This is a genomic window from Pandoraea cepalis, assembly GCF_902459625.1.
GTDB lineage: Bacteria > Pseudomonadota > Gammaproteobacteria > Burkholderiales > Burkholderiaceae > Pandoraea > Pandoraea cepalis.
The window spans coordinates 66,571-79,236 of record NZ_CABPRY010000012.1; the positions used below are offsets into that span (position 1 = coordinate 66,571).

At 63.8% G+C, this 12,666-nt stretch carries 11 protein-coding genes; 8 read left to right on the forward strand and 3 right to left on the reverse strand.

The genetic code is table 11. The features are described 5' to 3' along the window. Window positions 1–82: 82 nt before the first annotated feature. Genes PCE31107_RS19880 through PCE31107_RS19905 form a run of 6 tightly spaced genes read left to right on the forward strand, consistent with a single transcriptional unit; the run spans window position 83 to window position 6,981 of the window. Entirely contained in the window at window positions 83–1,480 is a 1,398-nt protein-coding gene (locus tag PCE31107_RS19880) for an MFS transporter (RefSeq protein WP_150610392.1), read from the forward strand. 36 nt (window positions 1,481–1,516) lie between these two features. Then, window positions 1,517–2,950, forward strand: coding sequence for an MmgE/PrpD family protein (locus PCE31107_RS19885; protein WP_150610393.1), 1,434 nt, complete (start codon window positions 1,517–1,519; stop codon window positions 2,948–2,950). A 29-nt stretch (window positions 2,951–2,979) separates the two neighbouring features. Next, the gene (locus PCE31107_RS19890; protein WP_150564055.1) at window positions 2,980–4,152 is read left to right on the forward strand and encodes an acyl-CoA dehydrogenase family protein; all 1,173 of its coding nucleotides are present in this window, start codon (window positions 2,980–2,982) and stop codon (window positions 4,150–4,152) included. After that, window positions 4,149–5,339: a CaiB/BaiF CoA transferase family protein gene (locus tag PCE31107_RS19895; RefSeq protein ID WP_150610394.1), complete on the forward strand. Its 1,191-nt coding sequence runs from the start codon at window positions 4,149–4,151 to the stop codon at window positions 5,337–5,339. The genes PCE31107_RS19890 and PCE31107_RS19895 overlap by 4 nt, the downstream gene beginning before the upstream one ends. Before the next feature lie 36 nt (window positions 5,340–5,375). After that, complete coding sequence (locus PCE31107_RS19900; protein WP_150610395.1) at window positions 5,376–6,125, forward strand: GntR family transcriptional regulator; 750 nt, start codon at window positions 5,376–5,378, stop codon at window positions 6,123–6,125. A 46-nt stretch (window positions 6,126–6,171) separates the two neighbouring features. After that, window positions 6,172–6,981, forward strand: coding sequence for an HpcH/HpaI aldolase/citrate lyase family protein (locus PCE31107_RS19905; protein ID WP_150610396.1), 810 nt, complete (start codon window positions 6,172–6,174; stop codon window positions 6,979–6,981). A 94-nt stretch (window positions 6,982–7,075) separates the two neighbouring features. Here the strand turns inward: PCE31107_RS19905 and PCE31107_RS19910 are convergent, their stop codons facing one another. Then, window positions 7,076–7,993, reverse strand: a complete 918-nt coding sequence (locus tag PCE31107_RS19910) for a LysR family transcriptional regulator (RefSeq protein ID WP_150610397.1) — start codon at window positions 7,991–7,993, stop codon at window positions 7,076–7,078. A gap of 119 nt (window positions 7,994–8,112) precedes the next feature. On the opposite strand from PCE31107_RS19910, the gene PCE31107_RS19915 reads away from it, so the two are divergent. Next, the gene (locus tag PCE31107_RS19915) at window positions 8,113–9,399 is read left to right on the forward strand and encodes an MFS transporter (protein ID WP_150610398.1); all 1,287 of its coding nucleotides are present in this window, start codon (window positions 8,113–8,115) and stop codon (window positions 9,397–9,399) included. Between the two features lie 64 nt (window positions 9,400–9,463). After that, complete coding sequence (locus PCE31107_RS19920) at window positions 9,464–10,966, forward strand: M81 family metallopeptidase (protein ID WP_246181898.1); 1,503 nt, start codon at window positions 9,464–9,466, stop codon at window positions 10,964–10,966. 140 nt (window positions 10,967–11,106) lie between these two features. Here the strand turns inward: PCE31107_RS19920 and PCE31107_RS19925 are convergent, their stop codons facing one another. Both PCE31107_RS19925 and PCE31107_RS19930 read right to left on the reverse strand, forming a co-directional pair. After that, on the reverse strand, window positions 11,107–11,385 hold the full coding sequence (locus PCE31107_RS19925; protein ID WP_130026366.1) for a hypothetical protein: 279 nt from the start codon (window positions 11,383–11,385) through the stop codon (window positions 11,107–11,109). Window positions 11,386–11,414: 29 nt separating this feature from the next. Further along, entirely contained in the window at window positions 11,415–12,584 is a 1,170-nt protein-coding gene (locus PCE31107_RS19930) for an HPP family protein (RefSeq protein WP_150610399.1), read from the reverse strand. Window positions 12,585–12,666: the final 82 nt, after the last annotated feature.

The following is a 12,666-nucleotide window of genomic DNA, read 5'->3' on the forward strand; positions in this document are numbered from 1 at the left end:
ATCGTTCTCCGCAGGTCAATTTTTGCTCGCATCACGTTCGCTTCAGACGAACGGATGCCGCCAACGTTCAGGAGACAACCGTATGAACGCAACCTCCGTCAACGCTGGGGCCCGGCTCGACCGGCTTCCCCTGGCGAGGTTTCACTGGAAGATTCTCGGACTCATCAGTGGTGGCGCGCTACTCGACGCCTTCGATGTCTACCTCGCCGCCGGCGTGCTCGCGGCGCTGGTCAAGAGCGGCTTCTCGACGCTGCAGCTCAACGCGGCCTTCATCTCGGCCACCTTCTTCGGCATGCTGATCGGCTCTGCGCTGGCCGGCTATGTCGGCGATCGCTTCGGTCGACGCTATTCCTACCAGATCAACCTCGCCGTATTCGGCATCGCGTCGCTGTTCGCGTGCTTCGCGCCGAACATGGCCACGTTGATCGTGCTGCGTTTCATCATGGGCCTGGGCCTCGGTGCGGAGCTTGTCGTGGCCGCCGGCACGCTGTGCGAGTTCGTGCCGCCGGCCTACCGAGGACGCTGGATCTCGTTGATGGGGCTCATCATCAACTCGGGTCTGCTGATCGCCACGAGTGTCGGGTACATCGTGATCCCGAACCTCGGCTGGCGCTGGATGTTCGCCATCGCAGGCGCGGGGGCACTCGCCATCTGGATCATGCGCAAGCGCATGCCGGAATCGCCGCGCTGGCTCGAATCGGTGGGTCGCACCCAGGAAGCGGAAGCCACGCTCGCCGAGATCGAGGGCCAGGTGAAGCGTCAGTTCGGCGCGCTGCCGCCGGTGCCGCCCGCGCAGCCGGTGATGGCGCGCAACGTGCCCCTGTCGGTGCTGTTCTCCAAGCCCGTGATCGGCCGCACGCTCACCGCCGCGCTCACCTGTATCGCGATCAATGTGGCCGTGTATGGCTTCGTGGCCTGGCTGCCGACCTTCTTCGTCAAGCAGGGACTGACGGTGGTGCAGTCGCTCGGATTTACCACGCTGATGGCCTTTGGCGCCCCGGGCGGTGCGTTGGTCGGTTACCTGCTGGGTGATCGCCTTGGACGTCAGCGCGGCCTCATTCTGTTCTCGGCGGCCACGATCGTGCTCGGCTTCCTGTATCCGCAAATGCGTGATGCGGTGTCGATCTCGGTGGTCGGCTTCTGCCTGGTCACATCGATCTATACGGTCGTCACGCTCGGTCTGTATGGCTATATCCCCGAGTTGTTCCCGACGGCGTTCCGGTTGCGTGGCACAGGCTTTGCCGGTGTGTGTGGCCGTGCGGCGTCGATGAGCACGCCGTATCTGGCTGTCGCCCTGTTCCAGCACTTCGGCATCTCCGGTGTATTGGCGATGGTGAGCGGCGTGCTGGGCCTGCTGATCGTCGCGCTGCTGGTGCTGCGCGTGGAAACCAATCAACAGTCGCTCGAAGATATCAGCGTGCCCAACGACGTCGGTCTCGGTGGCACCGCGACAACCCGCGCCATGCATGTAGAGCACTAGCCCCAACACCTTGCATTCGTTCAGGAAGGAGACAGCATGACTTCAGAAGTGAACCACACGCCCCAGGGGATCTCGGCGACGCTGGCCTCGTTCGCTCTGGGCCTTTCGCTCGACGCGGTGCCGATGGTTGTGCGCGAACGCGCCAAGCATTTGCTGCTCGACGCGATCGGCCTGGCCTACGCGTCGCAGCCGGCCGACTTCACCCGGGTTGCGCTCGAAGGTCTCACGGCCCTGAGCGCCGGAGACAAACCGGGCGCGACGGTGATCGGCCGTGGCCATCGCCTCAACACACGCGACGCGATGGTCATGAACGGCGTGCTCGTGCACGGCCTCGACTTCGACGACACGCATTCGCGCGGCGTGATCCATGCCACCGCGAGCGTGCTGCCGTGCGTGTTCGGCGTGTCGGAACTGCGCGGTGTCGATGGCGCGCAGACGCTGGCGGCCTACATCGCCGGCATGGAAGCGGCAACGCGCATCGGCTCGGTGGCGAAGGGGGGATTCCATCAGGTGGGATTTCATCCGACCGGAGTCGTGGGGATCTTCGGCTGCACGCTGGCGGCCTCTCGCCTGCTGGGCCTGAACGCGCAACAGACTGCAATGGCGCAGGGCATTGCGCTGTCGATGGCCAGCGGCAGCCTCGAATTCCTGCAAGACGGGGCCTGGACCAAACGCTTGCATCCGGGCTGGGCAGCGCAGTCGGCGTTCACCGCGGCGACCATGGCCGCGCACGGCTACATCGGCGCATCCGCACCGTATGAAGGGCGCTTCGGCCTGTTTTCGAGCTACCTCGGCGAACAGCGCGGCAATGCCGATCTGGCGCTCGCGACGGAAGGCCTTGGCGAGCAATGGCAGATCGAGGAAGTCGCGATCAAGCCGGTGCCGGCCTGCCATTTCACGCACGCATTCGCCGACGCTGGCACGGCGTTGCACAAGGTATGGCAGCAACGAGGCGCAAAGATCAACGAACTGGGCGATCAGGTCGAGCGCATTCGCGTGAAGGTGCCCGAGGCGGTCGTCAAAACGGTGTGCGAGCCGGTGGCCAACAAGCGCCGTCCGGCCAACAGCTACGACGCGCAGTTCAGCGTACCTTATGTGGTATCGAGTGCCTTGATCAAAGGCCACTTCACGCTCGACGAACTCGAACCGGCGGCGCTGCGCAACGACGCGGTACTCGCGCTGGCCGCGAAGGTCGAGCACGAGATCGACCCGGCCAGCACCTTCCCGCGCCACTATACGGGGGAAGTCGTGCTGGAACTGCGCGACGGCAGCACGCTCGCGCATCGCGAGGCGATCAATCGCGGTAGCGCGGATCGTCCGCTCAGCAATGAGGAAATCGTGGAGAAATACGTCGCCAATGCCGCGCGTGTACTGCCGCAGGCACGCGTTGACAAGGTGCGCGAGACCGTGCTCGCTCTCGACCGCCTGCCGGCGGGCGCCCTGCACGCCGTGCTCGGCGAGGCGGTCTAGGCCGCGATTGAATGTCTGGAGAAAGTGAGATGACGCAAGTGGAAAACAACACCGCAGGGCAAGGCGAGGACGATACCCTGATCCTCGACATGCTCGACCGCTTCCTCAAGGTGGAGGTCAAGCCCTATGTGCATGCCCTGGAGAAAGCCGACGAGTATCCCGCCGAGATCGTCGAGCAAATGAAGGAGATGGGGCTGTTCGGCTGCCTGATCGCGCCCGAGTACGGCGGATTGGGGCTCTCGACCCGCACCTACGCGCGCATGATCGAGCGCATGTCGGCGGTGTGGATGTCGCTCAGCGGCATCGTCAATTCGCATCTGATCATGGCGATGACGGTGCAGCGCAACGGCACACCGGACCAGAAGGCGGCCTTCCTGCCGCGCTTCGCGACCGGCGAGTTGCGCGGCGGCATCGGCCTGACCGAGCCGGATTGTGGCACCGATCTGCAGGCGATCCGCACGACCGCCACGCGCGACGGCGATCATTACGTGGTCAATGGCGCGAAGACCTGGATTACCAACAGCTTGTACGGCAATTGCCTGGTGCTGCTGGTCAAGACCGATACGACGGCACAGCCGCGACATCGCGGCATGAGCCTGCTCATAGCGGAGAAGGGGCCGGGCTTCGAAGTGAGCCGCAAGCTGGAAAAGCTCGGTTACAAGGGCATCGATACTTGCGAACTCAACTTCGACAACTACCGCGTGCCGGTCGACCGCCTGATCGGCGGCGAGGAGGGGCGCGGCCTGAAGCAGATCCTGAGCGGGCTGGAGCTGGGTCGCATCAACGTCGCGGCACGCGGTCTGGGCATCGCGGTGGCGGCACTCGACGCGTCGGTGGCCTACAGTCAGCAACGCAAGACCTTCGGCAAGCCGATCTGCGAGCATCAGGCGATTCAGCTCAAGCTCGGCGAGATGGCGACACGCGTGCATGCCTCGCGGTTGCTCGTCGATGCGGCGGCGCAAGCGTATGACCGCGGCGAGCGCTGCGACATGGAAGCGGGCATGGCGAAGTACTTCGCCACCGAGGCCGGCGTCGAGAACAGCACCGAGGCGATGCGCATCCACGGCGCCTACGGTTATTCGAAGGAATTCGACATCGAGCGTCTGTATCGCGATGCGCCGCTGCTCGTGATCGGCGAGGGGACCAACGAGCTGCAACGCATCATCATCGCAAAGCAATTGATCGAGAGGAATCCGGTATGAGCCTGCCACTGTCCGGACTGCGGGTGATCGCAGTCGAGCAATACGGTGCCGGTCCGTTCGCCACGCAGCATCTGGCCGATCTCGGCGCCGACATCATCAAGATCGAGAACGCGAAGGACGGCGGCGACGTCGGCCGCGCGGTCGGCCCGCACTTCTTCGGCGAGGGCGACAGTCATTTCTACGAAGCGTTCAATCGCAACAAGCGCAGCATGGCGCTCGACCTCAAGAGCGCGGAAGGCCGGGAGATCCTGCTCAAGCTGGTCGAGTCCGCGGACGCCGTGTTCGACAATCTGCGCGGCGACCTCCCCGTCAAGCTCGGCCTCGACTATGCGTCGCTGGCGCGCGCGAACCCCGCGCTCGTATGCGTGCACTTGTCGGCTTACGGCCGCACCGGTTCGCGCAAGGCGTGGCCCGGCTACGACTACCTGATGCAGGCCGAGGCCGGCTATCTGTCGCTCACCGGCGAGCCGGACGGTCCGCCCGCGCGCTTCGGCCTGTCGATCATCGACTTGATGACCGGCACGACCGCCTCGATGGCGTTGCTCGCCGGGGTGCTCGAAGCGCGCAAGACGGGCACGGGGCGCGACCTCGATGTCAGTCTGTTCGACGTGGCGCTGCATAACCTGGCCTATGTGGCCACGTGGTACCTGAACGGCGGACACATGACGCGGCGCGAACCGCGTTCGAGCCATCCGTCGCTCACGCCCAGCGAGTTGTACCGCACGCGCGACGGCTGGATCTTCCTGATGTGCAACAAGGAGAAGTTCTGGGGCGTGCTGGCGCAGGAGATCGGCAAGCCGGAATGGATCACCGACCCCGAGCTTTGCAACTATGCGGCGCGCCTCAAGCATCGCAACCGTGTGCGCCGCGAACTCGACGACGTGTTGATGACCGAGGACACGGCGACGTGGATGCAGCGCTTCGCGGGCAAGGTGCCGGCGGCGCCGGTGCACGATGTTGCGCAGGCGCTCGACAATCCATTCGTGGCCGAGCAGGCGCGTGTGATGGACTTCGAGCACCCGGAGCATGGCCCGATCAAGGGCGTGGCGTCGCCGGTGCGCATCGACACGCCGCTGCCGGCACGCGCGGCGCCGCGCATGGGCGAGCATACGGACGAGGTGCTGCGCGAAGCCGGGTTCGGCGACGACGCGATCGCTTGGCTGCGCGAACAAGCTGTGGTGCAATGACACCATTACTCCTCACCGGCAACGCCGATCACGCGCATGACCCCATTGCTTAACCAGCAGCCACGCTATCTTCAGCTCGCGCAGACGCTGATCCATGAGATCCGCGACGGCCGGTACGCGGTCGGTGACTTCCTGCCGACCGAATTCGATCTGTGCGAGCAGTTCGGTGCCAGCCGCTTCACGGTGCGCGAGGCGGTCAAGCGCCTGGTGCAGATGGGGCTGGTGGATCGCCAGCCCGGTGTCGGCACGCGCGTGTTGGCGCGCGAGGCGGTCAGCGGCTACCAGCAGGTGATGCGGCAACTGGGCGACTTGCAGCAATACACGGCCGACACCGAGCTGGAGATCCTGGCGCGCGATCTGGTCGAAGTCGACGAGACACTGGCGCCGGTGCTGCGCGCCGGTAATGGTGAGTCGTGGCTGCATCTGTCGGCGCTGCGGCGCAGTGGCGGCGAGCCGGACCCCATTTGTGTCAGCGACATCTATATCCATCCGGCGTTTCGTTCGCTGGAGGGGATCGCGGACAGTTCGCACGTGCCGATCTACACGCTGATCGAAGAGCAGTTCGGTGAGAAGATCGCGGCGGTGCAGCAGGAGATTCGGGCCACGCTTATCACGCCGGCGCAGGCGCGCAGGCTCAACGTGAAGCCGAAGTCGGCGGCCTTGTGGATTTGCCGGCGGTATCTGAATCGCCGCGAGGAAATCGTCGAGGCGGCGATCAGCATTCACCCGGCCGACCGCTTCAGTTATTCGGAAACATTTCAACGCGACTGGCGCGCCGCCTCCTGACACCCCGTCAAAGCGTCGGGAAGGGCGCCCGCGCAAAGGGGCACCCATGAACGCTGTATCCACGTATTTGTTCGTTCCCGGCGACCGTCCGGATCGCTTCGACAAGGCGCTCGCCACCGACGCGGCACGCGTGATCCTCGATCTCGAGGACGCCGTTTCTCCCGATAACAAACAGACGGCGCGCGACGCGCTTTTTCAATGGCTGGCGCAGCACGGCGAAGACTCGCGCGTGTTGGTGCGCATCAACGGCGTGCATACGCCCTGGCATGCCGACGATCTGCGATTGACCGAAATGCCGGGCGTCGCGGGGATCATGTTGCCAAAGACGGAGCGGGCTGACGAGATGCGGTCGTTGCGCGCCCACTTGCGCGAGGCTCAGACGCTTTACGCGCTGATCGAGACGGTCGATGCGGTGGTGAATTTGCGCGAAATCGCGGGGGCGCCGGGGGTGACCCGCCTGGCATTCGGTACGGTCGACTTCTGCGCGGACGCCGGCATCGGCGACGACGGTGCCGCGCTCGATGCGATTCGCACGCAGTTCGTGATCGAGTCACGCTATGCGCGGTTGCCGGCGCCCATCGACGGGGTGACCGTCGCAATCGGCGACGACGATGCGTTGCGTGCCGACGTGCGCCATTCGCGCGCATTCGGTTTCGGGGCAAAGCTTTGTATTCACCCGAGGCAGGTCGGGATCGTGCGCGACGGTTTCCTGCCGACGCAACAGGAAGCCGAGTGGGCGACGCGGGTGCTCGATGCGGTCGCCACGGGAGGCGCAGGCGCGATCGCCGTGGACGGCAAACTCGTTGATCGGCCAGTCGTGGAGCGGGCCAAGGCGATCGTGGGACAGCTTGTTTAGGGGCACTCCGGCGGAGATGTGGTGCTCCGCGTATTCGCCGGACTTTCGTTCCATTGAGCACGGGTCGCGCCAACGGCGCCACTTGCTCTCAGGTTCAATGGCTCTGCGAAAACATCGTCATGCGCTTCAGAATCCACGTCAGCAACGTTTCCGCCGCCGGAGAAAGCGGACGACCAGACTTCACCAGCACCCGAGCCTTCGCTGCTTCGAAGAGGGGATGTGCAATGGGCAGTGCAACGAGTTCGCCGGCATCGATTTCGCGGTATACGGAGAAGGCGCCGATCAGCGTCGCGCCTTCTCCGCGAGTGACGAAGTGGCGTAGTACCTGAAGCGAGTTTGTGGTCAGCGTTCGGCGGATGTCGACGTTTTCCGTGTAAGCCAGCATCTCGACAACCTGTCCAAGCCCGAATGCGGGCGGCATCAACGCCAACGGAAATTGCAGCATTTCGTCGATGGTGACGGTTCCGCCTCGCAGTGCGAGCGGATGCCGGGTATTGACGAGCAGCACGATCGGCTGTGACGACGTTGCGCGGAATTCAATCTCCGGGTGGGCGGGCGGGTTATAGGCCAGACCGATGTGCGCGCGGCTCTGCGCCACCTCCTCCAGCACGTTGTTGACCGGCAGGATATCGACGATCACGTCGAGTCCGGGGAACTGCATGCAGAAGTCGTTGAGCACCTCTTCCATCAGGCCGTCGATGTAACCCTCGCTGATCGCGAGCCGGACATTACCCCGCTTCAACCCGCGCAGCGCCTCAAGCCGATCTTCGAACTGCTCCTGTTGAGACTGGCATCCCCGCCAATATTCGAGGAGGTGCATGGCCGCTTCGGTCGGCCGGACACCCCGCGCACGCCGCTCGAAAAGCGGTGCGCCAATCTCGTCCTCGAGCAGCCGGATTTGCCGAGTGATCACCGACGCCGCCGTATTGAGGCTGTCGGCTGCCGCGCGGATCGAGCCGTGCGTAAGCACTTCGTGAAAATACCGCAAACGCCGTTGATTCAGTTCACGCACCGTTTCCGTCCTCGGTTAAGTGTTGCCAAATGAGCAACGATAACCGACTTAGGTTGCTCTTGCTCTTCGGTTTTTGGCTGTTAATGATGAATTCATCCTACGCACACCGGAGAACGCTCTTGTCCGCTATTCCTTCCACGCCTCTCACTGAACGGCACGCGGCGCTTTATCGCAAGCTGAACTGGCGGCTGCTTCCGTTTCTGCTGCTTTGCTACACGTTCGCGTACCTCGATCGGGTGAATATTGGCTTCGCGAAGCTTCAGATGCAAAGCGATCTGGGCTTCTCCGACGCCGTGTACGGTCTCGGCGCGGGTATTTTCTTCCTCGGCTATGTGTTGTTCGAAGTCCCCAGCAATCTCCTCTTGCCGAAGGTTGGCGCGCGCAAAACCATCAGCCGGATCATGGTGTTGTGGGGGGTGACGTCGGCGGCGATGGTGTTCGTGCGTTCGGAGCCGATGTTCTACACGATGAGGTTCCTGCTCGGCGTCTTCGAGGCGGGATTCGCACCCGGCATGATCTTCTACCTGACCTATTGGTACGGTCGCGCGCGCATGGCGCAGGTCATGGCGATCGTCATGCTGGCCGGTCCGATTGGGGGCATGTTGGGTGGCCCCCTGTCGACGTGGATCATGACGGCGTTCTCCGGCGCGCACGGCCTTGACGGCTGGCAGTGGATGTTCTTGATCGAGGGATTGCCGTGCGTGGTGTTCGGCGTGCTCGCGCTGTTTGTGCTCGACGACCGGCCTGCCGACGCACGTTGGCTGAGCGCCGACGAGAAGCGCCTGCTCGCGTCGGAACTCGATGCCCGGGGCGGCTCACATCATTCGTTCGCGGAGGTCGCGAAGGATCCGCGGGTCTATTGGCTCGCGTTGCCATACTTCTGCTTTATCTGCGGAATCTACGCAGTGAGCTTCTGGCTGCCGTCGATCATCAAGGCGGCCGGCGTGCGAGACACCCTGCAGATTGGCTTTTACTCGGCGATACCTTACGTCGCGGCGGCCGTCGCGATGCTGCTCGTCGGCCGCAGTTCCGACCGGCGCGGCGAGCGCCGCTATCACAGCGCAGTGCCCGCACTCATCGGTTCGGCGACGCTGGCGCTCGCCACGCTCTTCAGCAGCGATCTCGCGCTCTCGCTGACCTGCATGACGATTGCGACCGCCATGATGTGGGTCGCCTATACCGTGTTCTGGGCAATGCCGTCCGAGTACCTCAAGGGCGACGCCGCATCGGGCGGCATTGCGCTTATTAACACCATCGGGCTGATGGGCGGTTTCCTGAGTCCGACGATCATCGGCTGGGCGCAGGGTGCGACCGGCAGTCTGCACGCCGGGCTGTACGTGATGGTCGCGCTGCTGGCCATCGGCGCAATCGTATTGATCGCGATGCGTCCGGCACGCACCGCTTGACGTCTGCGATGCCGGTGACGCCCGATCCCGCCCCCCCCCACACAATCTCACCAGAGGTCTGATTTTGTCCCGTACTCCTCCGACCATTTTGATCGCCGGTTTCCAACACGAAACCAATACCTTTGCGCCGTCGAAAGCCGCTTACGAGAACTTCGAGCGTGGCGAAGGCTTTCCGTCGATGTCGCGCGGCAGCGACGTACTCGCGCTGCGCGACGTCAACATTCCCGCCGGCGGCTTCATTCGAGCGGCGGAGGCTGCCGGATATGTGCTCTCGCCGGTTATCTGGGCAGGCGCGAGTCCGTCGGCGCACGTGACGCGCGACGCATTCGAGCGGATCGCGGGCGAGATCTTGGAGGCGGCGCGCACGCAGCGGTTCGATGCGGTGTATCTCGACCTGCATGGGGCGATGGTTGCCGAACATGTCGACGATGGGGAAGGCGAGCTGCTTGCGCGCGTACGCGAGGTCGTCGGCCCGAGCGTGCCCATTGTCGCGTCGCTCGACCTGCACGCGAACGTCACCAAACGAATGTTGGGCAGCGCGAATGCACTCGTCGCGTATCGCACGTATCCGCACGTGGATATGGCCGAGACGGGGGCGCGTGCCGCCGAGCTGCTTGCACGGTTGATATCGGGGGAAGGGCTGCATCGCGCGTCGCGGCGATTGCCCTTTCTCATTCCGATCAATGGCATGTGTACGCTGCTCGAACCATCGCGCGGGATGTACCATCGCGTCGGCGAGGCGGAAGTGGGCGATGTCGTATCGGCATCGTTCGCACCTGGGTTTCCGGCAGCGGATTTTCCTGAATGCGGTCCGGTGATTTGGGCGTACGGACATGCGGCCGACGCCACGCAAGCGGCCGTCGATGCGCTTTACCGGCGCATGATCGACGAGGAGTCTGCGTGGCGCGTCACGTTCCTGTCCCCCGATGCCGCAGTGCAAGAAGCGATGCGATTATCCGAAGGGGCGAGTCGTCCGGTCGTCATTGCCGATACGCAGGACAATCCCGGGGCCGGTGGCGATGCCAACACGATGGAGATGCTGCGAGCCCTTGTTCGTCATGGGGCGAAGCGTGCTGCTATCGGCCTGATATACGATCCGGAGGCTGCGGCGTTAGCGCATCGCGCGGGCATAGGCGTGCAGATCGAGACGTCGTTGGGCGGGCAGTCGGGCGTGCCTGGCGACCAACCGTTCGTCGGCAAGTTCGAAGTCACGTTCCTCTCCGAGGGGCGGTGCCGCTATGACGGCCCCATGATGAACGGCATGCAAGCGGAACTTGGCCAGGTCGCGTGCTTGCGCATCGACGATGTGTTGATTGCAATCAGTTCCAGCAAGGCGCAGATGCTGGACCGCAATCTGTATCGCGTGGCGGGAATCCAGCCGGAGGAGATGCGCATCCTCGTGAACAAGAGCTCGGTTCATTTTCGCGCGGACTTCGAGCCAATCGCCGAGGCGGTGTTGGTGGCGAAGGCGCCAGGCCCCATGACCGCCGATCCCGCCGATTTGCCCTGGACGCGTCTCGCACCCGGCATGCGCACCCGGCCCGGCGGTGAGCCTTTTCGCGGGTAGCGTCGGTGCTGCACATCGAATACCAGGACGGCTGGGCGGACGGCGCCATGCACGACACCGTCGTTAGGCCAGCCTGACGGAGAAATAGGCGCGAGGCATAGGGAAGAGGGATCGTCGCCCGTCCCGGACTACCGCTCGCCCTACGGCATCCGGGGCGACGGCCCCGGCGCCCAGTGAACCCGTCTTGGATCTTCGGTGGCGTCGCCGCGCCGAATCATCTCGTCAATCTCGGCGCGCAACTGCCTGACGAGGACATCTACCGCCTCAAAGCATTTTCCGACCGAGGGAGCCACTTGCCGGTGGGCAATCATCCTGCGCCTATCGCGATAGCGTATCCACGCGATGTACCCGTGATGCTCAAGCTCGAGCGCAGCCTCGATGTGGACGGACCGATAGGTTTCGATGGTTCTCAGGTTCATGCCCCCCTCCTGGTAAATGCCGGGAAGATCTACGCGGCTTCGAGCTGGTGAAGTTGCGTTCCCGCGTGAAGTCCCGCAATCAAGTCGCTCTCCGTAATCATTCCGATGACACGATTGCCGTCATCAACCACTGGAATATGGTGGTGCCCGGTCGCGGAGAACGTGGGCAGCAGGTCGAGAATGGAATCTGAGCCCTTTGCGGTGCACACCTTGGTCGTCATCACCGAGCCGACCGATCGGGTGTTGTCCTTCCCGGGGAGAAGCCAACCGAGCGCGTTGCCAATGCTTTGCGGTCCTGCCGCACGTCCAAGCTCGCGATGGATGTCATACCGCGTCACGATGCCGACGATCTGATGATCGGCGTCGCGTACCGGAAGGGCCTTGATGGCGTGACGCTCCAGCAACTTGAGCGCCACCGAGCAATCCGTCTCCTTGAGCACCGTCAATGGCGACTTCGTCATGATGTCCTCGCACGTCAGGCCGTGAAATGTTCGGCGGCAGGCGGCGAGCTGGGTTTCTCGCAGGAGCGCCTCCAGGTCGTCGATGTCCACGTCGATGAATTCATTTCGGCGCGCCAGCACGGCTTCCAGATCTTTACGCGTGAATCCGCCGCCGGCTTGTATCGAAGCATCCGCCGACTCCGTCGCCTTGACCTTTACCACGCGATGCGGATAGCGGTGCCCCGTGAGCGAGTGATAAATGATGGCGAGCGACACCAGCACCGTCGACTGCAGGGCAACGGGGGCAATGGCGAAGGCATAGCCCATTTCATGGATGCCGGCCCCGCCGAACACGGCGGTCAGTGCCACGGCACCGGCGGGCGGATGCACGCAACGCGCCGCAAACATCGCCAGAATGGCCACGGAAACGGCGATCGCGCCGGCAATCGGCACATTCGTAATGACGATGCCGCACGTGACGCCGACGATGGCGGCGATGACGTTGCCGCCAATCACCGACCACGGTTGAGCGAGTGGGCTCGCGGGTACGGCAAAGAGCAGCACCGAAGAGGCTCCCATCGGGGCGATCAGCAACGGAAAGCGGCTGGAGAACCCGGGGAGTCGATGGATGATCAGTCCGGCGATCGTCAGCGCTGTTGCTGCGCCCAGGCCAGAACGCAGGCGTTCCCGTGTACGCAGGCCTGTGGCGTTCGGCAGGAACGCGCCTAACCACGCTTGCAACTGCTTTTGAGTCAACATAACCTTTCGAATTGTTATGGTGTAAAAGAAAAAGCGACTCGCCGCACGAGTGACTTTGATCGGCGGGCCGTCCATGATTCTG